Here is a 25,708-nt window from a genome sequence, read left to right as displayed (position 1 = left end):
TAAGGACGAAAACCATTTACAACTTGTTTACATTAAAAGTTCGATGGACAACATAAGTCTTTGTTAATTTACTGAAACCATGAGGTTTTTATATGTCGCATCGAACATGCATGAAAAGTGAAAAGCAGAAAATACTAGTGTACCGTCTGCTTCAAGAGGGGGGTTATTTAGTTGAAGCGGGTTGAATAGTTGCCATTGGTTTCTTAGGTTCGGCTTTTTCCTTAGGCAGCACATTATCAATCCACTTTTTAATGTACAACTTATCGAATTCTTTATCACACCACTTTTTGTTTAATCCACGTCGATTGAACTCAGCACCAATCGCCACTTTGGTTTGGTTGGTTGCACGGTTGTAGTAGAGAGTTTCACATAGTTGAGTGTTACTCATTTGCTGGGCATATACGTTGACACTGCTGCTGCGCATTCCCAGTTGAGATGCTTGCTGATTACTGCACGCCATAAGAAATAGAGGCGCAAAAGTAATAATGATTAGATTTTTTTTCATGTGTGCTTTTTTATGATGTAGGGTGAATGATGAACTGGTTTCTGCCAACTTGCTTCGCATCATACAAAGCTTGGTCTGCCAAGAAAAACCACTGATCCCATTCTTGTTTAATTGTTTGTGCCGACAGTTTGTCCACTGCTCCAAGGGAAATTGTCGCGCTTAATGGTTTAGAGTCAACCACCAATGGTGTGTTTTCAACAGTATATCTCAATCGCTCCAAAAACTTAGCGCAATCTTCAACTCGCTGTACTTCGAATAATAGGACAAACTCTTCTCCACCCCAACGAATGAGTAGGTCACCAGAGCGGGTGGATTCATTAAATAGCGTGGCAATATGAGTCAGCATTTTATCGCCAATATCGTGTCCATATTGATCATTAAAGGTTTTAAAATGATCGACATCTAAAACGGCTAAGGCAAATGTTCTATCTGGGCTTCTACGAGCCATTTTGTCCAACCAAATGTGAAGATAGCGACGGTTATGCAGTTGAGTTAATGGATCGGTAGTATTTTCTTGAGTGAGTGCTTTATTAATACGTCTAACGCGCAGTACGTAACGAAAACCAACGACTCCAATTGCCGCAATAGCGATAAAGTAGAACATTTCTCGATAGCGCTGTGAACGCAGTTCAGAGGCTTGTAGCGCATTTTTTGTTTCTAGCAATTTGAGTTCTTTCTGGGCTAACTTAGCTTCGAGGTCAAACTTAATGTTAATCATCTCTTCACCATGAATATGATGAGAAAACTCAGCCTCTAGCTCTCTTAATTGGGTTAAATAATGAAAAGCAGCTTCATAGTCATTAAGAATTTGATGAGCGTTTACCAGTACCGAAAGCATATCAATACGCTGCCGCAGCTCTAATTCACTGGTTGATTTGGTTTGTTCTAGAACGTTAAGCGCTGTTGTAATAGCTCTATCGTATTGTTTGTTTGCGAGGTAAGCCTCTGCAAATGCCTCGTAACAAGACGTTTTTAGCATTTCTAGATTTTTTGGAATGGGCAGGTCTACGCAACGTTGTGCGACCATTAATGCATCATCAATTTTTCCTACCGAGCTCAACATTTGTGAAAAGCTGGATAAAGAGTGGTGCTTGACTGTGTCCGACCCCGTTTGCATTGAAAGTCGAATGGCTTCATTGAAATAATATTCCGCTTTTTTGTTATCTCCGAGGCTCGAGTGAACGATGCTAAGGTTTGCGTAGATAACCCCCATAAAAAAGCTATTATCGTATTGATATTCGCTCTCTAGGTAAGTGTCGAGAGCTTGCGTTAGGTAGCTGTTGGCCCGAGCCCAATCTGATGCGTCGATGTAGACCGTCCCAATGTTGTTCAGTGTCATCGCGACTTGTATTTCAAATACTGTTTTTTCTAATAACTCATAGGCATTGCGATAATATTTTAGGCCACTGCGTAGTTGATTTCGAGATACTTCTAGATTGCCTAACCAGCGGTAAGCACGGCCTTCTAATGCTAGATAACCAAGATCACGGGCTGTAGAAACAACGTCATGGAGTAACAATTCTGCGTTCCAGTTATCGTCTTGCTCAATCATTGTTACAGCCTTATTGAGCTGTGCTTCAGCGACGACCCATTCCAAATGGTGCTTTTTACCGAATTCGATTAAATCGGGCATATCTTTCGGTAATGGAACGCCTTCGTAACGCTTAAGGTACTTTCGTGCAAAGTAATACAGAGCAAGAGACTCCGCTGATGCATTCTGTGGCGCATTTAACTCATCTTTTTGAATTGATCGCGGCTTACCCATCGAGCGAAAGTAGAGTTTTAACATGGGCTTGCTTTCTGCTGAAATGTGTTCTTCCAGATAAGCTTGCTTTTCGGTACTCGCCAGTACGACGTTGGTGGGATGCAAGAAAAGTCCAAGTGCAGTACAAAGTGCGCAAGCCAGTGTTTTAATTGAGAAGTGCATGAGCGTATTAATAAAATGTGATCTCTTAACCGAATACCAGTTAAGTCTACCATTTCTTGTTGGTTAAGTGCGGATGGATTCCCAGTGGCAAAGTGTTTTGGGAGTGAGATACGAGAAGTATCTCTATAATATTATGATTTATAAAAACAAAATCTATTGAAAACTTATGTAATGATTGGAAGATGGCATAGGTAGGGTAACGATGGAAGGTAAGTGAGCATATTCGGTGGACTCAATCTAGTGGTTTAAGCCGCGGATTCATCGCTCGAAATCAGGGTGAAGTGTAAAAAATTACGTTTCTGTCATAAATATTTAATGTTTGTATGGGTTGTTAAAAAACTGGATATTAGACATAGTGTTACTAAGCCAATAAAAAATGGCTTTTATAATAAATAGGAGATTAACTATGCATAATGAAATGATTCAACCTTCGCACTTCGGCATTATCGGCCGTACCTGCATTGCTTCAGTACTTATGATTGCGGGTGTTTTCGCTCTTATTTAAGAGTCAAGGGTAACGATGATTACCTTTTAAAGAGTAAGAAAATTCAGGGAATCACCTTAACCTTGTGTAAGGTATTCCCCTGAAAATCCAAGCTAGTCTTTAGTTATTAGCTGAAGAAGCTAAAAATCAATGCACTTACCGCCACAATGCCTGCTGCTAGAACAAAGTAAGTAGAGACATTTCCTCGATATTGTTTCATCGCCTCGATTTTATACACCGCTAACATTGGCATAATAAATAAGATCATTGCAATAACAGGCCCTGACAATGCTTCCATCATACCAAGAATACTTGGGTTCATGATCGCCGCCGCCCAGATTGAGAAGAACAGTGCTGCCACGCTGATACGATCAACACGCTTCTCAGATAGGTTAAAATGCTTGGTAATTAAACCATTTAAGCTTTCACGCGCACCTAAAAAATGCCCAAGGAAAGATGAAGTGATAGCAACAAACGCTACTAAAGGACCAAGTGTTGCAATAAATGGATTATCGGTTGCGTTCGCTAGGTAAGACAATACGGATACGTTTTGTTCTTTTGCTTGAGCCAATTGTTCAGGTGACAGTGTTAGCACACAGGAAAATACAAAAATAAGAACAAAGGCAATCAGCATGATGCTAGTGCGGCGAAGAATAACTTCGGATTTGGCATCTGCCTGCTTACCGTAATGGCGACGTTGTACATTTGCAAAGCTTGAAATTGCAGCTGCGTGACTAAACGAGAAAATCACTACAGGAACTGCTAACCACATAGTGCTAGCAAAAGCTGACGCTTCTGGCACATCCATGACAGGCATGGTCCAGTTCGGTATTAAGTAAAATGATAGAAAGGCAAGAATGGCAACAAGTGGGAACACCATAATGGCAAAGGCCCGTAGCATTACTTTTTCACCCGCCATCATAATAGCAATTAGTGCAAACACTAGTACGCCAGAAAGCAAAGGTCTAGGTAAAGAAGCCATATCAGCCTGATTTACCATGAAGCTATCTACTGTGTTTGTTATCCCAACCCCATATATCAACAGGATCGGGAAGATCGAAAGAAAATACAGCAGTGAAATAGAACGACCTGCTTTTGCGCCGAAGTGCTCTTCCACTACATCAGTGAAGTCTGCGTTTTTGATCTTAGAAGATAGTACAAAACGAGCTAAGCCACGGTGCGCAAGATAGGTCATTGGAAAAGCAAGTACTGCCATCGCGACTAAAGGCCAAAAACCACCAATCCCAAGGTTAATTGGCAGAAACAGGATGCCTGCGCCAACGGCTGTTCCAAATAGGCTAAGAACCCAATGTGTATCATGTTTTGACCAAGCTGTGGTTGTGTTTATTTCACTCGGATTTAAGGCATTTCGAGATTCTTTCACTTTAAAACTCGCTTTTATAAAAATAATAATGCTGAAAATGGTAAAGGTTTTAGTGTTTATTATCACATGCGAAGCTTGGTGAATAATGCTGTGGATTTGGGGTGGTTGTAAATTATCCAACTATGAATTTTTCAATAAACCAGAATAAAGTTCTTAATTTTAATGCATTTTATGGTTGTATGTATTGAAATTTTCATCTTGTGTGGTTTTTGATTTTGCGGTTAAAACTTAATCACGGATGTATGTTCTAAGTGAGTTAGGCCTAATTTTCAGGAAGAATATTACATTTCTTAAGCACTTAATTGAGATGTTTGTGTCCCGTCATTTAGATGAGATTTAGGTATACTGCTGCCATTCATGTTAAAGAAGGAGTCATTGAATGGACATCTTGTCTGCGCAAAAAGAGGACTTATTTGCCATATATAAGCTCGAAAATACTTTATTTGGAGAACACGCCTATCCTCAATTTTTCTTTCGGCAAGCTTTTGATTGTTGGGGAGAGAGTTTACTGGTAGCAAAAGAGGGAGAGCAGGTCGCAGGGTATATATTGCTAACGACTAGCACAAATGCACATCAATATTGGATCATGTCATTGGCCGTCGATATTCAACATAGAGGTAAAGGTATTGCGCGTTCCCTCCTAGAAAACGTTATTGCGTCGTTGACGTTAGGCTCAAGCGTGAAATTGACTGTCGATCCTAAGAACCAACCTGCATTGTCTTTATACCTCTCCCTTGGCTTTAAAACGTTAGAAGAAGAAGCGCATTATTTTGGTGACGAAGAATCCAGGTTAGTTATGGAATTAGTAAAGTAATACTGCACGATAATGACCGAAATTTGCACACAATCAGTGCGTAGCATTACGTTGCTATAATTGGTTTTAAGCTAACCATTTGTATGGTAAGGGTTTTTAATCTTGGCACCTCACTTGCTTTACATAAACGTTCATCGATAACTCGATGCGCCGCTCTTAATAGCAGGCGAGAGCGGTATAGGGTATTACTTTTTGAAAATGTACTAACAGCGTTAAAGGCATTGCTGCCTCTCTCGATTCGGGAGAGGCTTTTTTTTGCTAGTAAGTTGGGCTGAATCGCACTGGAGGTGTTATGTCGCAAGGATGCAAAAAAACCACTTGTCCCTATTGTGGTGTTGGATGTGGTGTCGAGGTCAATGCGAAAGGAATCGTTGGGGATGCGTGTCATCCTGCAAATGCGGGATCACTGTGCGTGAAGGGTGTCGCGCTGGCAGAGAGTTTGAATATGCCTTCGCGCTTGTTGTATCCAAAGCTTATCACCAAGCAACGACCTCAAGGGCAAGAGGTGCAATGGCAACAAGCCACGGATCTGATTGCTGAAAAGATTCATCAAGCGAAAGCGGAGTTTGGACCGGATTCCGTCGCGATGTACGTGTCAGGGCAGTTGTTAACGGAAGACTATTACGTCGCCAACAAACTCATGAAAGGCTATGTTGGCAGCGCAAACATCGATACGAACTCGCGTTTGTGTATGTCTTCGGCGGTTGCGGCTCATGTACGAGCATTTGGTGAAGATGTCGTTCCCGTCAATTACGACGATATTGATAAGACTGAGCTATTGATCATTTGCGGTGCTAATACCGCTTGGACGCACCCTGTTTTATTCCGACGTATTCAACAAGCGAGAGAAAACAATCCTAACCTCAAGCTGGTGGTCATTGACCCGCGTGAAACGGTCACCGCACAGCAAGCGGATTTGCATCTACCGATTAAAAACGATGGTGATGTGTCACTCTTCAATGGGCTGCTCAAGTTTCTTATTGAACAACAATTGATTGATTCTGAATACATAAATTCTTATACCGACGGATTTAATGCACTTAGAGAAGAAGTTTCTGATTTGCGTTACGATGTCACTAATTTGACGTCTTCCATTGGCATTTCAGAAGAAAAACTCACGACATTCTTCCAATGGTTTGCGCAAAGCCCAACCGCAATTACGTTGTTTTGCCAAGGGGTAAACCAAGCCGAAAATGGCGTCGACAAAGGCAATGCAATCATTAATGCACACTTGGCGACGGGTAAAATTGCCAAGTCAGGTTGTGGGCCGTTTTCTATTACAGGTCAGCCCAATGCGATGGGTGGGCGAGAAGTCGGTGGATTGGCAAACCAGTTAGCGGTTCATCGTGCTTTTGACGCAAAGTCTATAAAGCAAGTGCAGGCGTTTTGGGATTCACCAGAAATTGCCACTCAGCCCGGTTTAAAAGCTGTTGAACTGTTTGAGGCGGTAGAACGTGGTGAGATTAAAGTTCTCTGGATCATGGCAACCAATCCTGTTGTCTCTTTGCCAGATAACCAATTGGTAAAACGTGCACTAGAGATTTGTCCGTTTGTGATTGTTTCCGATATCACAGCGGATTCGGATGTAGCGCATTACGCGGACCTATTGCTACCCGCCGCTGGCTGGGGGGAGAAGCAAGGCATGGTGACCAATTCTGAGCGTCGACTTTCAAGGCAGCGCCAGTTTCAAACGCCTCCCGGTGAAGCAAAATCAGATTGGTGGGCGATAAGCCAAGTTGGGCAAGCTCTGTGTGCATTGGAAAAGACACAAAATGGCTTTGCGTTTACTTCTGAGCGGGCGGTATTCAGGGAATATGCCGCGATGACAGGCATGAATGCAGATTCGCCATTGAAGCTAGATCTTTCTCAATACGCCAACTTAACCGAGCAAGAATACGAAGAGTGGGTGCCGACACAATGGGGAGGAGAGCGCCCTTTTGCTGATGGCGTCTATTCACACCCAGATGGAAAAGCGCGTTTTGTCGTGACCAGTGAATCTCCAACGCGTTTAGAGAGAACAAAAGGCTGGTGGCTCAATACGGGCAGACAACGCGACCAATGGCATACCATGACGCGCACAGGGCATATCGCCCACCTTGCCGCCTCTGAGTTAGAACCAACCGTGTACATGAACACTCTCTCTGCTACTCAAAATCGCTTAAAAGCAGGACAACTCACCAAGCTGTTTCAGCCTACTTCAAACACCAGTATTTATGCCAAAGTTGCCATTGATGAAGGTTTGGGTTTTCAAGAGCTATTTATGTCAATGCACTGGGCGGGTCGATATGGCGGTGAAAGCGGTGTTAACGCAATAGTAAACAGCGCAAAAGACCCTATTTCTGGGCAGCCTGCGTTTAAGTCATCTTATGTTGAAGTGCAAGATTCGGCGGTAAAAACCTACGGTATGTTCATCGGTACACAGTTTGATTCCGGTAAATTTCTCTACAGCGCATTTCAAGCAGAAAGCAATTTGGGCATTTGGCGCTTTGCACACGATAAGCGACCAAAGAAGCAGAGTTTTTGTCGAACGGAAAAGAGCTGCAGAATTACGATAGATATTGCCCAGGGTTGGCTAGCGGTGGATTACGACCTTGTTGGAGACGTTCGTATCATTCGCTCTGTTTTGGTGGTGTCTAGTGAACCGATTCAAACCGACTACACCAACTTTACCGGCTTGATTGGCAAACCGATGGAGCTATCGCAACTGCTTACCATCACTCAATCGCAAAGCAGTGCCAAACTGGTTTGTAGTTGTTTCCGTGTCACCGATAAACAAATACATGACGCGATGGAGAAACAAGACTGCACGTCACTGACTCAACTTCAAAACAAACTCAAATGCGGCACTAACTGTGGCTCGTGCGTTTCTCAAATCAAACAAATGGTCGACAGCCATCAGCATCAAAAGGGCAAACAGCAAGCGAACCAGCAAAGTCTGGCGATTCAAATAAAGTAAGTCATAAAGAGGATAAGCACATGGAAGCGCCTTATCAAAAGTCTTGGTTTAAGAAAGGACAAGCGAGTCAGAATCAAGAACGCTCGTCTCGCTTTTCTAAGCATGACCAAGCAAGCAAACTGAACCAACTCTTAGAAGACCATTCACTAGACCTCGACGCGAACCACAAAGGTTTTGTGTCGATAGTCGGAGCAGGGCCGCACGATCCTGACTTGTTAACGGTAAAGGCTGTAAAAGCGATTATGTCGGCAGAGGTTCTGTTGTACGACCGTTTGGTTAACAAAGATATTTTGGAGTTGGCTTCGCCACAAGCCGATTGGATTTACGTGGGCAAAAGATGCGGACAACCCAGTATTGGTCAGGAAGAAATTTGTGACTTGATGGTGTCGCTCGCTCAGCAAGGAAAGCGAGTTGTACGCTTAAAAGGGGGAGATCCTTTCGTATTTGGCCGTGGAGGTGAAGAGGCGTTAGCACTCGTCAAACACTCAATCGCTTACGAAGTCATCCCCGGCATTACCGCTGCGATTGGATGTTCAGCAAACAGCTTGATTCCGCTGACTCATCGTGGCGTTGCTCGCAGCGTTACCTTTGTGACAGGGCAAGTGGTAACAGGCGCATTTGAAGCTTGGAGCCAACTGATGCAAAGTGGACAAACATTAGTCTTCTATATGGGGTTAGAAAAGTCATCGCAAATACAAACGGGTTTATTAGGCTCTGGTTTGAGAGCAGATTTCCCAGTCGCGATCATCACTCATGGTTGCAGCCCTCAGCAACAAGTTCATGTTACCCAACTCAATCAGCTCAATGATTTATCGATTACACTTAAAGGCGTGAGCCCAGCATTGATTGTGATGGGAGAAGTTGTCAAACTGCGCGAACAACTAATAGAAACCGTACAGTCAGTGACGGAATACGAGGGAATATGAGCAGCATTTTGGAATGTATTAGAACAGTCGGTCGTGGCGAACGTGGTAGAAAACCACTGAACTTTGACCAAGCGTTTCGAGTTATGGATGAATACCTAAACGGTGAGTGCGACGACGATCAGATGGCAATGTTATTGATGCTGATCCGTGTACAGAACGAGACTCAACAAGAAATCGCTGGCTTTGTGAAAGCATTCCAATCCCGCATGCCTGCTATTGGTGCAGACATAGACTGGCCATGTTATGCAGGCAAACGTGAAGCGGCAGGTCAGCCTTGGCATCTGTTGGCAGCGAAGATCCTTGCCGATAATGGCCACAAAGTGCTGATGCACGGCTATCATGACCGTCAATCTGGTCGTTTGCATGCCGAAGATTACCTCGATAAGTTTTCTATCAACAAAGCGGAATCAGCAGAAGACGCAAAGCGTGTATTAGAAACACAAAACATTGTGTATCTGCCGCTGAGTGCGTTTGCTCCTCAAGCAGAAACCATGATCGGTTGGAAGAATCGTTATGGGCTTAGAACGCCGATTAATACCGTGGTTCGAGCATTGAATCCGGGGCAGGCGACGGTTGGTATTCGTGGTAGCTTCCATCCTGGGTTCCAACAACTTCATGCTGAAGTCGAATACGAGATTGGTCAAACCGCTCATGCCGTTGTGTCATTCAAAGGACAATCGGGTGAGTCAGAATACAACCCGAAAGTAAGTCAAACCGTATGGTTAAGCCAAACAAGCGGCGTGACATCGCACTACTGGACGGAGCAAATGCTGTCTGAGGTGCCAATGCCTGCGAACTGCCCATTTGGGACGTCAGAAGATGACATGAACCAAATGGCGAATACGGTTCTCGCCACAATGACAGTGGTCTTGTTTGCACAAATGCACGACAGGGAAAAAGCATTCGAACGAGCTTTCTCTTACTGGCAAGCCTATTGCGGCCAGCAATAAGATACTATTGTCAATTAATGTAAAACCAACGACGCAAAGTTGTTGAATCTGAATCCATTATCTATTGTTTGAAGAAGGTAAAAGATCCTAGCTCGCCAATGATGTGTTTCACCACCTTGCTCCGTATCAGAGTGGTGAAACCGCAGTTTTAGCCTCAATCGCGTTCGTTTCTCGCTGCGCTTTTGAGAATGAGAAATTCCCATATGGTAAGACACAGAGGACATGGATAATGGTTCTAAAGCATACCACTCCTAGTGAAAAGGCTTCTCACCCGATCCCGCAAGAAGCCTTCGATTGGTACGACGAATACGCCCACGGAAAAATCACGCGCCGTGAGTTTCTTAATAGGCTGGGTGGCCTTGCTGTGCTCGGCTTTAGTATGACAGCACTGGTCGATGCGTTAACCCCGAATTACGCACTCGCAGAACAAGTTTCATTTAACGATCCTGACATCAAAGCAACTTACGAAACCTTTCCATCTCCAAATGGGCATGGAGAAGGGCGTGGTTATTTGGTGATGCCACAGAAGAAGACCTTGAAATCGCCGACCGTGTTGGTGATTCATGAAAACCGAGGTCTGAACCCTTATATCAAAGATGTCGCAAGACGACTTGCAAAAGATGGCTTTATTGCTTTCGCTCCAGACGCGCTTTATCCACTCGGCGGCTATCCGGGGAACGACGATGAGGGTCGCGCGATGCAGAAAGAGATGGACAGAGCCAAGATCGAACAAGACTTTATTTCAGCGGCTAACTTCCTTAAGCAATACGAGGGTGGTAACGGTAAATTGGGCGCGGTTGGATTCTGCTTCGGTGGATACATTGTCAACATGCTTGCAGCAGTTATGCCAGAAGAACTCGATGCAGGTGTGCCATTCTATGGAACACCCGCGGCGCAAGAGATCCAAAAGCAAGTCAAAGGGCCATTGATGATTCACTTTGCAGGGCTCGATAAACGTGTTAACGACACATGGCCTGCTTATGAGCAGCAATTGATCGCAACCGACGCACAGTATCAAGCGTTAATGTATGAGAACGTCAACCACGGCTTCCATAACGACTCAACAGCACGCTACGCACCGGAAGAAGCAGCACTCGCTTGGGAGCGCACACTCGGCTTCTTCAAAGAACATCTCGCCTCTAGTTAAAACGCGTCTACTTTAGTTGGCACATTCCTTGTTATGTCTCTCTTAGTGAGTGAGATATAAACAAGGAATGTGCATGACTCAATCAACGTCAAAAACACCCATCATAGTATGCTGTGATAGCCTCCAAGAGCAGGCTCGATTGTCCGGCTTATTGAGCAAAGATTACGACAACATTATGGGTTGCCAATTGGCACAATTAGAAACGCTTATGCAGCGAGAACCGTCAGCAAGCGTTGTGGTTGGATGGCAGCAACCAACCGCGGAACTGCGTTTGATCGTCGATTTCTGCCGCAGAAAATCGGCACCACTTCTTATCGTCTTAAAGCAATTATCATCCAATGATATCAATCGGTTATCAGAAAAAATGGACTATGTGCTCATGCCGCACGATAGTGAGTTTGCACTTCAACCTTGGATTGAACATGCGACATTAGTGAGAGCGAAATTCGAAAGTATGCAATCGGAAATTGAATTACTGACCAATAAGATTGAAGAGCGCAAGCTGGTGGAAAAAGCGAAAGGTCTTCTGATGAAGATGCACAGCGTTGATGAAGATCAGGCTTATAAAGCGCTAAGAAATTCAGCCATGCAATCGAGCCAAACGCTCGCACAAGTTGCCAAGAATTTGATAACTACTTTGGAGGTGCTTGATTAGTCGTTCTACCACTTTGGGGTTATAGTGCGTTTTCTAACGTGGTGCGTGTTGCACTATCAGCAAGCAATAACAGGGAATAACAAACGGCAAGATATACTAATCTATTGTATTTACTGTGAAAAATAAGTTGGCACAGTAATTGGATTAGAAGAATTGGGTTTATTGTTGAATCGCTTATCTCAATTATCAACGGCGGTAATTGTAGACTTAGCAACGGCGCTACTGCTCTTCGGAGTAGTGGCGCTTTTTTTATGGGAGCAAACCAATGAAATGGAGTTCGATGCTGAAAGTGTCAGCAATTTCGTTATCGGTATTCACCACGGTCAGCGTAAAGGCAGAGTTGGGTGAACCAGAAATTGAAGACCTGAAGTTTGGTTTTATTAAGTTAACCGATATGGCACCGCTTGCGGTTGCTTATGAGAAAGGCTTTTTTGAAGACGAAGGCTTGTACGTCACTTTAGAAGCGCAAGCAAACTGGAAGGTGCTTTTAGACCGAGTCATCGATGGTGAGCTTGCTGGCGCGCACATGCTTGCTGGTCAGCCATTGGGCGCGACGATTGGTGTCGGCACAAAAGCAGAAGTGATTACCGCGTTCAGTATGGATTTGAACGGCAACGCAATCACGGTTTCCAATGATACTTGGGAGCAGATGAAGCAATACATTCCAAAGCAACCAGATGGCAAGCCAGTTCACCCAATCAAAGCGGATGCACTGAAGCCTGTGGTCGACAGCTATCTGGATAAAGGCAAACCGTTCAACATGGGGATGGTGTTCCCTGTATCGACGCACAACTATGAGTTGCGATACTGGTTGGCAGCGGGTGGGATCCATCCAGGTTTTTATGCCCCAGAATCAGGCGATAACAGTGGCCAGTTGGATGCTGACGTTCTATTGAGTGTTACACCGCCACCACAAATGCCAGCCACAATGGAAGCGGGCACGATCAAAGGGTACTGCGTAGGCGAACCATGGAACCAGCAAGCCGTATTTAAAGGCATTGGTACGCCAGTCGTGACCGATTACGAGATATGGAAGAACAACCCAGAGAAAGTGTTTGGTGTTTCCAAAGCTTGGGCTGAGAAGTATCCAAACACGCACATTCGCGTAGTAAAAGCCTTGATTCGAGCGGCACATTGGTTGGATGAAAACGACAATGCCAACCGCCATGAAGCAGTGAAGATGCTATCAAAAAGCGAATACGTTGGAGCCGATGCCGAAGTTATCGCCAACTCAATGACCGGCACGTTTGAATACGAGAAAGGCGACAAACGAGACGTGCCAGACTTTAACGTGTTCTTCCGTCATAACGCCACGTATCCGTATTACAGCGATGCGATTTGGTACCTGACCCAAATGCGTCGCTGGGGACAGATCTCAAGCGAGAAATCCGATGATTGGTACATGGATGTCGCAAAAGAGGTTTACCGTCCAGATATCTACCAACAAGCGGCTCAAGCGCTAATTGAAGATGGTGTGTTGAGCAAAAAAGACTTCCCAGATTTCAGTGCTGAAGATGGTTTTCGTGCGCCACAAACACACTTTATCGACAACATCGTTTATGACGGTCGTGAGCCAAATAAATATCTAGAGAAGTTCTCTATCGGGCTTAAAGGAAAAGACAAGGTTTAACCATAACGATAAACGCCACAGGCGAGGGAATTCGCTTGTGGCAACAAGGATGTAAATTTCTTAGGAGTGAGTATGTCTAGTAATGTCATTTCCCTTTTTCCTGCTAAGCAGGTAGTGAACCGAAGTCGGCTGGTGCTTTTGCCCGTCATTGGCTTGCTGATCTTTTTGGCAATGTGGCACTTAGCAGCGAGAGAAGTGCAAACTTCATTAGGTACGCTACCGGGACCTGTGCAAACTTTTCAGCAGTTCAGCAACCTTGTCGATGACCATTGGCAAGAGCGAGAAAAGGAACAAGCGTTTATCGAGCGTCAGGAAAAACGTAATGCTGCGAAGTTAGCCAAGAATCCGGACGCGGAAGTGAAGATTCGTCCCTACACAGGTAAACCGACGTTCTTCGACCAAATCATAACAAGCTTAGTGACCGTAACTGCGGGCTTTTTGCTGGCGACGGTTATCGCGATTCCGCTTGGCATCGTGCTTGGTCTTAATCAAGGGCTGTATCAAGCGTTCAACCCAATCATTCAACTGCTCAAGCCCGTATCACCTTTAGCTTGGCTGCCTATCGTCACTATGGTTGTAAGTGCCACTTATGTGAGTGATGACCCAATGTTTGCTAAGTCGTTCATCAACTCTCTGATCACTGTAGCGCTGTGTAGCTTATGGCCGACGCTGATTAATACCGCAGTGGGTGTAACGAGCGTTGATAAAGACTTAATCAACGTGAGTAAAGTGCTTCAACTTTCGTGGTGGCAGCACATTCGCACTATCGTTTTACCTTCAGCCATTCCAATGATCTTCACAGGTTTACGTCTCTCTTTAGGTATCGCTTGGATGGTGTTGATTGCGGCAGAAATGCTCGCTCAAAACCCGGGGTTAGGCAAGTTCGTTTGGGATGAATTCCAGAACGGCAGTTCAGCATCATTGGGGCGCATCATGGTGGCTGTCATCACAATCGGCTTTATTGGATTGATGCTCGATAGAGGCATGTTGCAACTTCAAAAGTGGCTGTCTTGGAATAAACAACAAGCGTTGAGATAAGGGAAACGATCATGGAAAAAGCATTATTAGATCTAACGCGTTTAGGGATGCGATTCCCAACGCCAGATGGCGAGTTCATCGCGCTTAAGAACGTTGATTTACAAATCAATAAAGGTGAGTTTGTATCGCTGATTGGCCACTCTGGCTGCGGTAAATCAACGGTATTGAACTTAGTCGCAGGGCTGCACATGCCAACAGACGGCGGCGTGATCGTCGATGGACGAGAAGTAGCTGGACCGGGACCTGACCGCGCAGTGGTGTTCCAAAACCATTCATTGTTGCCTTGGCTCACCGTATATCAAAACGTTGAGCTCGCAGTAAAACAAATTGCTGGCAAAAAGGGCAAAGCGTGGATTCAGGAGCAAGTGAATCACTATTTAGAGCTGATTCAAATGCAGCATGCCGCGCACAAAAAGCCGGATGAAATCTCTGGGGGCATGAAGCAGCGAGTCGGCATTGCGAGAGCACTGGCACTTCAACCAAAGGTTTTGTTGATGGATGAACCATTTGGCGCATTGGATGCGTTAACTCGTGCGCATTTGCAGGATGCACTGATGAAGATTCAAGCCGAGCTAAACAACACCGTCATCATGATTACTCACGATGTGGATGAAGCGGTGCTGCTATCTGACAAAATCGTGATGATGACTAACGGACCGGCAGCAACCATTGGAGAAGTGTTAGAAGTAAATCTACCTCGCCCTCGTGAGCGTGTCGCACTGGCAGATGATGCGCAGTATCAGAAGTGTCGACAAGCGGTGCTGAAGTTCCTTTACGAGAAGCAATCCAAAGTCGAGATTCCTGCTTCGAAAGAAGACAAACCCAAAACCGCAGCGCAAACGGCATAAGGAGGCAGCGATGAACAGTCCTTTAACGATTCCAGTAAAGAACGCATTGAGCCATATCGTTGTGGTAGGCAACGGTATGGTCGGGCAACATCTCGTCGAGCAATTAGTGCAGAAAAACGCGCATTTGGAGCACCGAATTACCGTTATTGGTGCAGAGCGCTTTATCGCGTATGACCGTGTACAGCTGTCCTCTTTGTTTGCGGGTAAGTCTCATGATGATTTGATGCTGAGTAACCAAGAATGGTACGACATGCATGGCATCCAACTCGTACTTGGCAGCCAAGTAACAGGCATCGACAGAGAGCAAAAGCGCATTCTGCTTGATGGTGAAGATGTGCTGGGTTACGACCAACTCGTGCTCGCGACCGGCTCGTACCCATTTGTGCCGCCAATTGAAGGTAAAGACCGCGACAGCGTGTTTGTCTACCGTACGCTTGATGACCTTTCACAAATCAAGAAGGCATGTGAAGGTGCAAGAACAGGTGCAGTGATTGGCGGTGGCTTATTGGGTTTAGAAGCGGCAAACGCACTCAAACTATTGGGGTTAGAAACTCACGTCATTGAATTTGCGCCTCGCCTGATGCCTGTACAGTTAGATGATGGTGCTGGCTTAGTGCTAAAAGAGAAGATTGAAGCGCTAGGGCTAACCGTTCACACCTCAACGGGTACGGAACGAATCTGCGATGGTGAAACGGCTAAGCATCGTATGGTGTTTAAAGACAAAGATCCTCTCGAAGTGGATGTGATTGTCTTCTCCGCAGGCATTCGTCCTCAAGATGAGTTGGCAAGGCTGGCTGAGCTAGAAATAGGCGAGCGAGGCGGCATTGTGATTAATAACCAATGCCAAACCAGCGATGAGAACATTTACGCGATTGGCGAATGTGCCCTTTGGGAGCAGAAGATCTTTGGTTTAGTCGCACCCGGTTACACCATGGCGAGAACCACTGCCGATGTCTTGACTGGGATGCCGAGCGAAGGTTTTAAAGGTGCAGACATGAGCACCAAGCTCAAGCTACTTGGGGTGGATGTGGCGTCTATCGGCGATGCACAAATGCAAACCGAAGGTGCTCAAGAAATGGTCTTGCAAGATGCGGTCGCAGGCATCTACAAAAAGCTGGTGGTTGATGCGAGCGGTAACCAATTACTTGGTGCGATTCTCGTCGGTGATAACAGCGATTACGATGCGCTCTTACAGTGTTATTTGAACAAAACGGTTCTACCAGACCACGCCGCGAACCTGTTGTTTGATACCGGAATGCTTGATGGAGAGATGCCAGACAGCGCCATCATCTGTTCTTGTCACAACGTCACAAAAGGTGACTTAGTTGCCGAGATTCAAGCCGGCACTACCAACCTGACGGACCTTAAAGCCAACACCAAAGCCGGTACTGGCTGTGGTGGTTGTAGCAATATGGTCAAATCGGTATTGGATACTCAATTAGCAGCCATGGGGGTAGAGGTTAACAACCACCTTTGTGAGCACTTTGAGCTCAGTCGCCAAGAGATGTTTCATATTTGCCAAGTGGAACAAATCAAAGACTTTGACACCTTAATTGCACTGCATGGCAAAGGGTATGGGTGTGATATCTGTAAGCCTACGGCAGCATCTGTGTTTGCTTCTTTGTGGAATGAACACATCATGGAGCCACAGCATCAATCTCTGCAAGATTCTAATGATGCCTTTATGGCAAACCTGCAAAAAGATGGTTCTTACTCGATTGTGCCTCGTGTTCCGGGCGGCGAAATCACACCAGACAAACTTATCGTGCTAGGTGAAGTTGCTCAGCAATACGATCTGTACACCAAGATCACTGGCGGTCAGCGCGTAGATTTATTTGGTGCGCAGTTAGAACAGCTTCCTGAAATCTGGCAAACCTTGATTGATGCTGGTTTTGAAACAGGGCACGCCTACGGCAAATCGGTGCGCACTGTGAAATCTTGCGTCGGTTCTACTTGGTGTCGTTATGGTGTTGATGATTCGGTTGGGTTAGCCATTGAGTTAGAGAACCGCTACAAAGGATTGCGAGCGCCCCATAAGCTTAAGTTTGCCGTATCGGGCTGTACTCGCGAGTGTGCAGAAGCGCAAAGTAAAGACATTGGGGTGATCGCCACCGAAAACGGCTGGAATCTATACGTTTGTGGTAATGGCGGCATGAGACCACGACACGCTGATTTGTTTGCATCTGACTTATCCAAATCAGAGTTGATCACCATGATCGACCGAGTATTGATGTTCTACGTCAGCACCGCAGATCGCTTGCAGCGCACGTCGGTGTGGATGGAGAACATGGAAGGGGGCCTAGATTACCTTAAACAAGTGATTTTGGATGACTCTCTCAACCTATGTGATTCTTTGGATGAACAAATGGCACGAGTCGTAGATACGTATCAATGTGAGTGGAAGAGTACGTTGGATAATCCTCAGAAATTGCAACGCTTCCGTCCTTTCTTGAACAGCACGTCGGGCAGCAAAGTCTTGCCGTACCAACGTGTGCGCGGTCAGCGTATTCCAGTGAAACAGGAGGTGTAAATGGCAGCTTTAACCAAAGTGAAATTGTGTCAGCTTGATGACTTAATGCCGTTTATCGGTGCTACTGTATTGATTGAAGGCGAGCACGTTGCGCTATTCTACATTCCAGATAGCGGTGTTTACGCCGTTCAAGATTTGGATCCAATTGGTAAGGCTTATGTGATGAGTCGAGGGATTGTCGGTGATATTGATGGAGAGATGTGTGTTGCGTCACCACTGTACAAACAGCATTTCAGCTTAAAGAGCGGGCAGTGTTTAGAAGACGAAGCGCACTGTCTAAAAACGTGGCAAGTAATGGTCGACGATAATCAGGTTTGTTATTTAGTCGAAGAGTGATCTCCGAAGTTAGCTTGCTCGATATGAGTGAATTCTTCGCGTGAGAGACATGCGAATAAAGCTCCAGATACACCACAGTATGGTTCTGGAGCTTTTTACTATTTGGAAGGATTCACTTGTAGTTCGGTATAGCCAGTCGAGTCGTCCATCGCTCTAGTGAACTCAAGTTCTGAGTAAGAATGGATGATCAATTCTGCGGTAGTATCAATCACTGTGCCTTCCAGCAAATGCCCACCGCAAACTAGTCCATCACGATCAGACACCGAGATATGAACGTGCTGATGCTCAGGCGTTAGTGTTCCCATCACAGAGACGATTTCAAATGGCTCTTGTTTGGTTAACGTACTCTCTGCACCTGCCAAACGAACGTTGAGGTCAGAGATACAGCCAACGCATGAGGAAATCGAGCCTGCTTTGATACCATGCTGCTCGACCAATTTCGCTAGGCTCAGCTTTAAGTCCATGCCTTTGGTAAGGCGTACCGCTATCACTTCAATCGACATATTATTTCCTAATCAAAACCAGCAAGCAGGAAAGCGCCGTATCCAAGTCTGCATAACGTTTGGCTTTGCCAAGTACGCGCATGCCTTGCATGTTGTTGAGAACAAAACGAGCGAGTTCTTCTGGTTTCAGCGTTTTCGGCACTAAGGTTTCTTTCTGCGCATTGGTCAGCGCATCCGCAATGATGTCGATAAGATGGTCAAACAAAAAATGCCCTTTGCGCAGTACGTCATCGTCTTCGCCAGCGTGCTCAATCAACGCATTTTGAATAAAGCACCCACAGTTGCGTTTGCGTTGCAGCTCAGCAAAAGATTTAAGGAACGATTCCAACTCAGGTAAAGACGCATCGTCTTTTTCTAAATCATTCAGTGACGGTAGCGAGACCTTTTTTAAGTAAGTATCGAGCGCTTCGTAGTAGAGCTGTTGCTTGTCACCATAGGTGTTGTAAAGACTGAAGCGGTTGATGTTCAACTCGTCGGTGAGATCCGAGATAGACGTGTTCGCAAAGCCCTTGCGCCAAAACACATCCATAGCCACGAGAAGCTTTTCATCTCGGTCGAAGTTGGCTTTTCTTGCCATAAATTACCTGCCTGGGTTTGCTTATCGGGTAATTAAATTGCTTTGGAGGGATGGTACAGAGAACCTCTAGCGTTCGAACTGAACCAATATGGTGAATACCCATCTATTCTTGGGTATCAGCCCCCAAATTCATGTGAACTCACAAACGGCATCAAAAATCTCGCTCAGCAAACAGCCCCACAACTGTTTGAAAATTTTTGATAGTGAAGTTCTTGACTGATCGTTTATAAACTGGCTACAGTATATCCTAACCAATCGGTTAGAAAAAGATAAAAGGATGTGAAATGAAGCTCTATGAAACCGCAATGACTCCAAGTTGTAAGCGAGTTAGCATTTTTCTAAAGGAAATCGGTGGCGAGGTTGAGCGAATTGCGCTGAACGTTCGTGAGGGCGATAACCTATCTGAACCGTTTAAATCGAAAAGCGTGAACGGTAAAGTGCCTCTACTAGAACTGGATGATGGTACGACGATCTGTGAAAGCGTGGCGATTTGTCGCTACCTAGATGAAGCGTTTGAAAATGATCTGGCGCTGTTTGGTGCTAACCAGCTCGAACGTGCTCAGGTGGAAATGTGGCATCGTGTGGTGGAGTTCCAAGGACTAAATGCGGCATTTCAGGCGTTTCGAAACATGACCGGAGTTTATGGAGACAGAGAACGTTGCGTTGAAGCATGGGGCGAAGAATCAAAACAACGCGTCTACGAATTTCTGCCTGTCTTAGACAAGCGTCTTGAACATAATGATTTTATCGCCGTAGACCATTTTACTATTGTCGATATAACAGGCTTTATTTTGATCAGTTTCGCAATTAAAGGCCTAGAAATTGATGTGCTATCGACGTCGCCAAACATTGCTCGATGGTATAACCAAATTTTAGCTAGACCTGCATTTCAGAGTTAATGTATTGCAGCGAGTGGATGATAGCTCGCTGCTACTACCTTACCGATTCTTAACTCAGCAGGATATTCAAATTTTTTCAGATTTTTCTTATTTTTTCTCCTATCGCCTATAATTGGAAAAACAACCTCAATTTGCTTCGTTGCGTTTTAGAGCCTCGAGCTCTTGGTCCGTAGACGCTCTCTTTCATCATGGAAAGTCTAATAATAGACAAGGAGAGGTCATGAATATTCAAGTGAAAACTATCAATAATATTCTAATAGCCCTGTTAATGGTTTCGGTTTTTGGTCTATTCGCACTGTACCTCAATTACACACAGCAGAATGAACAGATTGAAAGGCTGCAAAGTCAGTTAATCGAAAAAGAGCATCAGATACTAATTTCTAATGAAGCGTTGTCTTACACTCGATATCAACACCAATTATTAGCCGAAGACTACAGCCGTTTTAGAAATGAGCAGTCAGTGACTAGTGTTTTGCGTTAGCCAGTATAGCAACCACTTTAAGGAGGCAGATGAAACCCATTCTTTTGGTCGATGACAGTAAAACAGTACTGCTTTACATCAGCAGTGCATTGGAAAAGCAAGGCTATGAAGTGCTTGCTGTTGAAGACGGACGAGCGGCGCTCGAAGTGCTAACCCACCGCCCTGATATTCAGTTTGTGCTGAGTGATTTAATGATGCCTGGAATTAATGGTATTGAATTGTGTCGCCAATTAAAATCTAAAGTTAGCGAACGTTACATTTTCTTTGTTCTACTGTCTTCTAGAAATGACCAAAGTTCGATCGTGAAAGGCATTGATGCTGGCGCAGATGATTTCGTAGATAAGAAGACGTCTGTAGAGGAACTTCAGGCCAGAATCCGTGCGGGGTTTCGTACTTTAGAACTGCACAACAAACTCGTTGAGAGAAATAAAGAGCTAGATGCGGCCTATCAAACAATCCACCAAGACCTACAGTCTGCGAGTCATCTGATGGAGCAACTACTCCCTTCTGAATCAACTATCCAAAATATACAGTTTAGTTATGTCTACAAACCATGCTCCCAGATTGGTGGTGATATGTTGGGGTATTTGGAGCTCGATGAACAACATGTTGCGTTTTATGTATTTGATGTTTCTGGTCATGGTATTTCTTCAGCTTTGATGGCTTTTTCTATTCAACAGACGCTATCTCAAAGTCAGGGGCCTGATTCGATCACGATGGAGTTGAGAGATGACGGCTATTGCGTAAGTGAGCCTGCATCTGTGATTGAACGGCTAAATCGGCGTTATCAGCAAACTAGAAACAGTCAACTTTACTTTACTATGGCTTACGCCATTCTTAACACAAAATCAGGGCAACTTAGCTATTGCACGGCTGGCCACCCCAGGATCTTAGTTTGGCGAGCGAGTACGAAAACGATGGAGCAGATAGGTGATGATAACTTTATCGTTGGTGCAATGCAGCCGATGGAATATAGCGGTAACCAAATTAGTCTAGATGAGGGCGATGCATTGTGGCTTTATTCGGATGGTTTGATTGAAGCGAGGCAGGGTGAGGAGATGTTTTCACTACAACGATTGGCATCGAGTATAAAAGCTGTTTGCACGCTGCCAGTTGAAGATCAAGTGGGAGACGTCTTTAAAAAAGTACAATCTTGGCACAACGAAGATGAGTTTGATGATGATGCCAGCCTTTTACAGGTAAAATGGCATGGTGAGAGGCTCGATTTTAAGGAAAAGAATGTCAAAGAGCGAATTTAAACGAACTTACGGGAGCTCCCTTACTCACTCACGAAGTGCGAGCAAAGACGTTGTTCGGTTTTTGATGGGTCATCAAATCCCCTTAAATGCAATTCAATCATTGGAGCTTTGTGTCGTTGAGCTCATGAATAACGCTTATATTCATTCTTACAGTGAAATAGAAGGCCTGCCAATTGAAGTGGAGTGTAGGGTTGGGGATGACCAAGTGTCCGGTTTCGTGGAACTGAGAGTCTCTGATTGCGGAGCGCCGATCAATGAAAAGACGTTCACCCAACATAAAAATAAACAGATTGAGGCACCTAACTTAATGGATGACGATAGTTGGTCCTCCTCTGGTCGCGGACTGATGTTAGTCGCTCAATTATCTGACCTGTTTAAATTGGAAAAAGGTTTCGAAAACAATACGTTTGTTGTCGTGAAAAGGAATTGGGAGAGAAACTAACAACCAAGCAAAGTCGATTTGCTTCACTTGGTCCCTAGCGTTAATCTGACGGTTGCGTTGTATATCATTGTTATTTTGTATTCGTTGTTGGTGCTGGTGATAGTAACGCCTCCAACTCTTCTGGTGTTAGAATATCACTGATGTTTAACATATTACTTTCATCATCTAGCGCCATCTTTGTACGGCTAAGTAAGTACCTTTTTTGAGTTGGTGTTAGGTCTTTGAGAGACTCAATCAACTCCCTGAAATTGCTATTATTCATTGCCATATTTCCCCCAGTTAAGCCTTGAATTTCTTTATTGCATATTCTTCAAGTAAGCGAAGATTTGTTGATTAATTGCAGCTAGCTCTTTAGTAACTATAGCTATATCTGAGCTATCTGGCGCTGTATCGTTTCTGGTTTTTTCTTCTATTCTTTGAAACGCAATGACCGCGGTGTCTTCTCCGAAACTCTCTAGAATGCCTTTTAAACTATGAGCTAATAGATAGAGTTCTGACCAACATCTGCTTGCATATAGCTCATCTATACGCTCTATATCATTCGTGTGATCTTCAAGGTATGTAGAAAAAACAGTGACGATCAGATCTACGTCGTTATCCATGTATGTATTGAGAACATCAAAATTAATCATGTATACCCCTATTAAACGTTGAGGTAGAGGAATGTTTCGGATAATGAAGGCTTAGCCGAAGGTATGAATGGCATAACCAGTATTTGAGCAGAAATAGTTTGCTTGTCGCTTGAGATAAACTTACAAAAAGAAAGTCATTGTTAAAGATATTTTGACTTATATCCAAACGGCAATGGTCGAAATGTAGGGATGAAAAAACTTCAACTCGTGTGTTTTTAACACAAGTAGCAAAGGGGACGTTTCCAAGTAAAACGGCGAGTCGGTAAGTGTCTTGCAGTCCTAGTTTAAGGCTATCGTTACATACGGACGCCAGACGTTCGCCAACTTTGACTATTCCTTCAGTCAAGGCTAACTCTCCTCATTAAGTACAAGTATAAATTAGCAATCTAGTTGCATATTGGCAAGTAATCTGCGGCAAAAAAGGGACTCGCGTCCCTTTTGTATTACTAGCTTTGCTTAGAGTCCTGTTCTATTTGCTTCATAAGCTCGTTGGCTTTCTTCATAGCGCGTCTTGCGCTTGAAGTCCTTCGCTTATTAAGTAATATATCGGAGAAGCGTAAGTATTTATCAGCAGTTTTGAATCTTAAATCGTTAACATCCTGAAAACCAATAGGAAAGTTTTTCGAGAACAGATCCACATCCTTCACTAAGTTATCGAGATGAGTTGTCGTCCTTGCCTTTTCTAGGCGAGAATAAAAGTTTTCAAACTCTTCTTGGAACAGGATTCTAGCGGCATCTTCTGGAAACGGTAGAGGGCTGTTGGAATCTAGCGCTGTCTCATACAATTTCATTTCCAGCACTGCATCTTTCATCGCATTACTTATCTGTAAGTTCTCTTGATGCTCTTCTACGTTTGAAAAGAAGGTGTTCCCAACCTTAATAAGAGCAACAAGTGCAGCTGCGTCTTTCTTTTGGAGTGCTTCAGTGAGGTGCTGACCGAAAACATCGCTAGATAACGAACTTGGCGTGAAAGGATAACCTTGATGAATCTGATTTAACTCATCCTTGAGCTCATAGATGGATTTACTGCCATCTTCTTTACTGTACCGAGACTTTTCTAGTTGACTGTTGATTTGCCTTGCTATCGAAAGTAACGTGGAGTGCTTGCTTGACTGAATATCTAAGGCAAGAACTTCTATTTTATGTGAGTCAGGGTAGTAGGTTTTTGCTTTATCAAGTATGGACTCAATTTCATCATAATTCGGGTAGTTGTTGGCATCAGAATTCAAAACCTGATCAATTTCAGATTCAAACTCGCTGAGAATATAGGTCTTGTGTAAGCGTAATAAGCCAGCCTTAACGACTGGATGTAAGCTTTTTTCACTATCAATCAGTGCCAAACTTTTTTCTGCTGGCGTATCAAGCTGCCACTCTTGTCCGGCAATTTGATCATTTTGCTTGCTAATAACGCTTTCCAAAGTGGCGATGGTTTCTTGTTGCTGCTGATAACCAAATACTATGCCGCTAACTAATAATATACTCGCTGCCGCGCCGCTAGCGATAGGCCAATAGCGCATATTCAATTTGTGTTTCAACTGCTCAGGGGTCAGCTCGTTCGGAATGATGCCAGTTGAAAATACGCTTGAAAATATTGGCCACTTAGATGCAGGCATGTTAGTTGGTTTAGAGACCTTGATCTTCTTTTTGAGAGCTTCATTAACTGGAGTTCTTGCGTAAGGGTGTTTGCAACTCAATAACTCGTAAGCAATACAAAATAGAGCAAACATATCGTCGCTTAAGTTCGGTTCCTTACCGGATAACAGGTTGAGTGATGCATAGTTGGGAGTATAACCAAGCGTTTCAACATTTTCGGATTTACGTTTAGCCGCATATTGATCCTGCTTTAATTGATGAGTTTTAGATACACCAAAATCAAGCAACTTAACGTTACCATCAGACGTTAAAATCACATTAGCGGGCTTTAGGTCGGCGTGCACTACACCAAGAGAGTGAGCATATGAGAGTGCATCGAGTACCTGATTTAGGATTGATAAAGTTGCATTAAACTTCAGCCCATGGGGCCTAGAACGCTGTATTAAACTCTCTAATGTTTCTCCGTTAATATACTCCATAACTAAAAAGTATATTTCGCCATCAACACCAAAATCAAAAACCCTAATGATATTAGGGTGGCTTAACCTTTGAGTTTGTTGAGCTTCACGTATTAACATGCGTGCAGTCTCTGGTTGAGAAGCAAACTCTTTCTGTAATATTTTTAACGCAACGTAGGGTGTTTCTGAACCTGAAGATTCAAGAATCTTATCTTTAGCTAAGTAAACATCGCAAAGCCCACCATGCCCAATAACCGACTCAATTTCATACCGATTTTTAACGGTCGTTCCTATTAAGCTTTCGTTAATAACATCTTTGTTATTATTTAATGAGTCATCTTTATTGTTTTTTTTCTTATTAACTAACGGAGTGTTTTCTTTTTGAGACAGTTTTGTATTTGTTTCATTTTTATTTTTAACGGAGGTTTCATTATTAGTGAGTTTGGTTGATTTAATTGCATTGTCTCGTTTTTGAGTCTTTACAATTTTAGTTTTATCTCCGCTTTCTTTGTTATTTATAGAATTGTTTTTATTACTGTCTTCCATCACAAGAACTCCGTATAAATGATGGGGGAATATATACCTTTCTGCTCAATGAAAAGTCATTATGTTAGAATTTCTCGGCCAAACTAACATTCGTTTTTTTATTGATGAAAGTCTAAGTGTCAAAAATTTGAACTTGGTTGGATAATTAAAATTGTTGAACAATACGTGATTGCTTTGATAAAAAAATG

Annotated in this window: 23 protein-coding genes; 15 read left to right on the top strand and 8 right to left on the bottom strand. The window is 44.0% G+C overall.

All coding sequences use genetic code 11. The annotated features are described in order from the left end of the window. Window positions 1-163 precede the first annotated feature (163 nt). The 3 genes from NL626_RS06310 to NL626_RS06300 form a co-directional block, all read right to left on the bottom strand. On the bottom strand, window positions 164-505 hold the full coding sequence (locus NL626_RS06310) for a hypothetical protein (RefSeq protein ID WP_033906993.1): 342 nt from the start codon (window positions 503-505) through the stop codon (window positions 164-166). Window positions 506-515: 10 nt separating this feature from the next. Further along, the gene (locus NL626_RS06305) at window positions 516-2,432 is read right to left on the bottom strand and encodes a tetratricopeptide repeat-containing diguanylate cyclase (protein ID WP_253657120.1); all 1,917 of its coding nucleotides are present in this window, start codon (window positions 2,430-2,432) and stop codon (window positions 516-518) included. Between the two features lie 611 nt (window positions 2,433-3,043). Next, on the bottom strand, window positions 3,044-4,300 hold the full coding sequence (locus NL626_RS06300; RefSeq protein WP_005375868.1) for an aromatic amino acid transport family protein: 1,257 nt from the start codon (window positions 4,298-4,300) through the stop codon (window positions 3,044-3,046). A gap of 379 nt (window positions 4,301-4,679) precedes the next feature. Between NL626_RS06300 and NL626_RS06295 the strand changes: the two genes are divergently transcribed. From NL626_RS06295 to nirD, 11 genes are all read left to right on the top strand, one after another. Next, window positions 4,680-5,114, top strand: a complete 435-nt coding sequence (locus NL626_RS06295; protein WP_017634213.1) for a GNAT family N-acetyltransferase — start codon at window positions 4,680-4,682, stop codon at window positions 5,112-5,114. Between the two features lie 292 nt (window positions 5,115-5,406). Further along, window positions 5,407-8,070 (top strand): nitrate reductase, encoded by a 2,664-nt coding sequence (locus NL626_RS06290; RefSeq protein ID WP_253657119.1) that lies wholly within the window; start codon window positions 5,407-5,409, stop codon window positions 8,068-8,070. A gap of 20 nt (window positions 8,071-8,090) precedes the next feature. Next, a complete protein-coding gene (gene cobA, locus NL626_RS06285) occupies window positions 8,091-8,996 on the top strand; it encodes a uroporphyrinogen-III C-methyltransferase (protein WP_213963802.1) in 906 nt (301 codons plus the stop codon). Further along, a complete protein-coding gene (locus NL626_RS06280; RefSeq protein WP_158173112.1) occupies window positions 8,993-9,946 on the top strand; it encodes a glycosyl transferase family protein in 954 nt (317 codons plus the stop codon). The genes cobA and NL626_RS06280 overlap by 4 nt, the downstream gene beginning before the upstream one ends. A gap of 229 nt (window positions 9,947-10,175) precedes the next feature. Beyond that, a complete protein-coding gene (locus tag NL626_RS06275) occupies window positions 10,176-11,093 on the top strand; it encodes a dienelactone hydrolase family protein (RefSeq protein WP_253657118.1) in 918 nt (305 codons plus the stop codon). A 73-nt stretch (window positions 11,094-11,166) separates the two neighbouring features. Beyond that, a complete protein-coding gene (locus NL626_RS06270; RefSeq protein WP_253657117.1) occupies window positions 11,167-11,748 on the top strand; it encodes an ANTAR domain-containing response regulator in 582 nt (193 codons plus the stop codon). A 265-nt stretch (window positions 11,749-12,013) separates the two neighbouring features. After that, window positions 12,014-13,378 carry a CmpA/NrtA family ABC transporter substrate-binding protein gene (locus NL626_RS06265; RefSeq protein WP_253657116.1) on the top strand — a complete coding sequence of 455 codons (1,365 nt, stop codon included), beginning with the start codon at window positions 12,014-12,016 and terminating at the stop codon, window positions 13,376-13,378. A gap of 72 nt (window positions 13,379-13,450) precedes the next feature. Next, window positions 13,451-14,416 carry an ABC transporter permease gene (locus tag NL626_RS06260; protein WP_005375889.1) on the top strand — a complete coding sequence of 322 codons (966 nt, stop codon included), beginning with the start codon at window positions 13,451-13,453 and terminating at the stop codon, window positions 14,414-14,416. An 11-nt stretch (window positions 14,417-14,427) separates the two neighbouring features. Next, on the top strand, window positions 14,428-15,264 hold the full coding sequence (locus NL626_RS06255) for an ABC transporter ATP-binding protein (RefSeq protein ID WP_005450080.1): 837 nt from the start codon (window positions 14,428-14,430) through the stop codon (window positions 15,262-15,264). Between the two features lie 10 nt (window positions 15,265-15,274). Next, window positions 15,275-17,794, top strand: coding sequence for a nitrite reductase large subunit NirB (gene nirB / locus NL626_RS06250; protein ID WP_253657115.1), 2,520 nt, complete (start codon window positions 15,275-15,277; stop codon window positions 17,792-17,794). Then, a complete protein-coding gene (gene nirD, locus NL626_RS06245; RefSeq protein ID WP_253657114.1) occupies window positions 17,795-18,130 on the top strand; it encodes a nitrite reductase small subunit NirD in 336 nt (111 codons plus the stop codon). 98 nt (window positions 18,131-18,228) lie between these two features. Here nirD and NL626_RS06240 read toward each other — a convergent pair whose 3' ends face one another. Together NL626_RS06240 and NL626_RS06235 are read right to left on the bottom strand one after the other, a co-directional pair. Then, window positions 18,229-18,633, bottom strand: coding sequence for a PPC domain-containing DNA-binding protein (locus NL626_RS06240; RefSeq protein WP_253657113.1), 405 nt, complete (start codon window positions 18,631-18,633; stop codon window positions 18,229-18,231). Window position 18,634: 1 nt separating this feature from the next. Beyond that, a complete protein-coding gene (locus tag NL626_RS06235) occupies window positions 18,635-19,210 on the bottom strand; it encodes a TetR/AcrR family transcriptional regulator (RefSeq protein WP_005375904.1) in 576 nt (191 codons plus the stop codon). Window positions 19,211-19,494: 284 nt separating this feature from the next. Here NL626_RS06235 and NL626_RS06230 point away from each other — a divergent pair, with 284 nt between their 5' ends. The 4 genes from NL626_RS06230 to NL626_RS06215 all read left to right on the top strand — a co-directional run bounded on the left by NL626_RS06230 (window position 19,495) and on the right by NL626_RS06215 (window position 22,291). Further along, window positions 19,495-20,109 carry a glutathione S-transferase family protein gene (locus NL626_RS06230; RefSeq protein ID WP_005375905.1) on the top strand — a complete coding sequence of 205 codons (615 nt, stop codon included), beginning with the start codon at window positions 19,495-19,497 and terminating at the stop codon, window positions 20,107-20,109. A 220-nt stretch (window positions 20,110-20,329) separates the two neighbouring features. Beyond that, window positions 20,330-20,590, top strand: coding sequence for a hypothetical protein (locus NL626_RS06225; RefSeq protein WP_005375908.1), 261 nt, complete (start codon window positions 20,330-20,332; stop codon window positions 20,588-20,590). 29 nt (window positions 20,591-20,619) lie between these two features. Continuing rightward, on the top strand, window positions 20,620-21,849 hold the full coding sequence (locus NL626_RS06220; protein ID WP_054730367.1) for a PP2C family protein-serine/threonine phosphatase: 1,230 nt from the start codon (window positions 20,620-20,622) through the stop codon (window positions 21,847-21,849). Then, the gene (locus tag NL626_RS06215) at window positions 21,830-22,291 is read left to right on the top strand and encodes an ATP-binding protein (protein ID WP_054730369.1); all 462 of its coding nucleotides are present in this window, start codon (window positions 21,830-21,832) and stop codon (window positions 22,289-22,291) included. The genes NL626_RS06220 and NL626_RS06215 overlap by 20 nt, the downstream gene beginning before the upstream one ends. Window positions 22,292-22,361: 70 nt before the next feature. On the opposite strand, the gene NL626_RS06210 is transcribed toward NL626_RS06215, so the two are convergent. The 3 genes from NL626_RS06210 to NL626_RS06200 all read right to left on the bottom strand — a co-directional run bounded on the left by NL626_RS06210 (window position 22,362) and on the right by NL626_RS06200 (window position 25,520). Further along, window positions 22,362-22,553, bottom strand: coding sequence for a hypothetical protein (locus NL626_RS06210; protein ID WP_025767706.1), 192 nt, complete (start codon window positions 22,551-22,553; stop codon window positions 22,362-22,364). Between the two features lie 34 nt (window positions 22,554-22,587). Then, window positions 22,588-22,923, bottom strand: a complete 336-nt coding sequence (locus NL626_RS06205; protein WP_025767707.1) for an Hpt domain-containing protein — start codon at window positions 22,921-22,923, stop codon at window positions 22,588-22,590. A gap of 446 nt (window positions 22,924-23,369) precedes the next feature. Further along, a complete protein-coding gene (locus NL626_RS06200; RefSeq protein ID WP_238854899.1) occupies window positions 23,370-25,520 on the bottom strand; it encodes a serine/threonine-protein kinase in 2,151 nt (716 codons plus the stop codon). Window positions 25,521-25,708: the final 188 nt, after the last annotated feature.

The organism is Vibrio sp. Y58_MX_L22, assembly GCF_024181865.1.
In the GTDB taxonomy this organism is placed as follows: domain Bacteria; phylum Pseudomonadota; class Gammaproteobacteria; order Enterobacterales; family Vibrionaceae; genus Vibrio; species Vibrio alginolyticus.
The sequence above is the reverse complement of the archived record's forward strand: the minus strand, read 5'-3'. Positions and strand labels throughout refer to the sequence as shown.

Excerpts from the sequence above, each read along its gene's own strand:
- NL626_RS06310 (WP_033906993.1), bottom strand. The coding sequence starts at position 505 with ATGAAAAAAAATCTAATCATTATTACTTTTGCGCCTCTATTTCTTATG.
- NL626_RS06305 (WP_253657120.1), bottom strand. The coding sequence starts at position 2,432 with ATGCACTTCTCAATTAAAACACTGGCTTGCGCACTTTGTACTGCACTT.
- NL626_RS06295 (WP_017634213.1), top strand. The coding sequence starts at position 4,680 with ATGGACATCTTGTCTGCGCAAAAAGAGGACTTATTTGCCATATATAAG.
- NL626_RS06290 (WP_253657119.1), top strand. The coding sequence starts at position 5,407 with ATGTCGCAAGGATGCAAAAAAACCACTTGTCCCTATTGTGGTGTTGGA.
- cobA (WP_213963802.1), top strand. The coding sequence starts at position 8,091 with ATGGAAGCGCCTTATCAAAAGTCTTGGTTTAAGAAAGGACAAGCGAGT.
- NL626_RS06280 (WP_158173112.1), top strand. The coding sequence starts at position 8,993 with ATGAGCAGCATTTTGGAATGTATTAGAACAGTCGGTCGTGGCGAACGT.
- NL626_RS06275 (WP_253657118.1), top strand. The coding sequence starts at position 10,176 with ATGGTTCTAAAGCATACCACTCCTAGTGAAAAGGCTTCTCACCCGATC.
- NL626_RS06270 (WP_253657117.1), top strand. The coding sequence starts at position 11,167 with ATGACTCAATCAACGTCAAAAACACCCATCATAGTATGCTGTGATAGC.
- NL626_RS06265 (WP_253657116.1), top strand. The coding sequence starts at position 12,014 with ATGAAATGGAGTTCGATGCTGAAAGTGTCAGCAATTTCGTTATCGGTA.
- NL626_RS06260 (WP_005375889.1), top strand. The coding sequence starts at position 13,451 with ATGTCTAGTAATGTCATTTCCCTTTTTCCTGCTAAGCAGGTAGTGAAC.
- NL626_RS06255 (WP_005450080.1), top strand. The coding sequence starts at position 14,428 with ATGGAAAAAGCATTATTAGATCTAACGCGTTTAGGGATGCGATTCCCA.
- nirB (WP_253657115.1), top strand. The coding sequence starts at position 15,275 with ATGAACAGTCCTTTAACGATTCCAGTAAAGAACGCATTGAGCCATATC.
- nirD (WP_253657114.1), top strand. The coding sequence starts at position 17,795 with ATGGCAGCTTTAACCAAAGTGAAATTGTGTCAGCTTGATGACTTAATG.
- NL626_RS06240 (WP_253657113.1), bottom strand. The coding sequence starts at position 18,633 with ATGTCGATTGAAGTGATAGCGGTACGCCTTACCAAAGGCATGGACTTA.
- NL626_RS06235 (WP_005375904.1), bottom strand. The coding sequence starts at position 19,210 with ATGGCAAGAAAAGCCAACTTCGACCGAGATGAAAAGCTTCTCGTGGCT.
- NL626_RS06230 (WP_005375905.1), top strand. The coding sequence starts at position 19,495 with ATGAAGCTCTATGAAACCGCAATGACTCCAAGTTGTAAGCGAGTTAGC.
- NL626_RS06225 (WP_005375908.1), top strand. The coding sequence starts at position 20,330 with ATGAATATTCAAGTGAAAACTATCAATAATATTCTAATAGCCCTGTTA.
- NL626_RS06220 (WP_054730367.1), top strand. The coding sequence starts at position 20,620 with ATGAAACCCATTCTTTTGGTCGATGACAGTAAAACAGTACTGCTTTAC.
- NL626_RS06215 (WP_054730369.1), top strand. The coding sequence starts at position 21,830 with ATGTCAAAGAGCGAATTTAAACGAACTTACGGGAGCTCCCTTACTCAC.
- NL626_RS06210 (WP_025767706.1), bottom strand. The coding sequence starts at position 22,553 with ATGAATAATAGCAATTTCAGGGAGTTGATTGAGTCTCTCAAAGACCTA.
- NL626_RS06205 (WP_025767707.1), bottom strand. The coding sequence starts at position 22,923 with ATGATTAATTTTGATGTTCTCAATACATACATGGATAACGACGTAGAT.
- NL626_RS06200 (WP_238854899.1), bottom strand. The coding sequence starts at position 25,520 with ATGGAAGACAGTAATAAAAACAATTCTATAAATAACAAAGAAAGCGGA.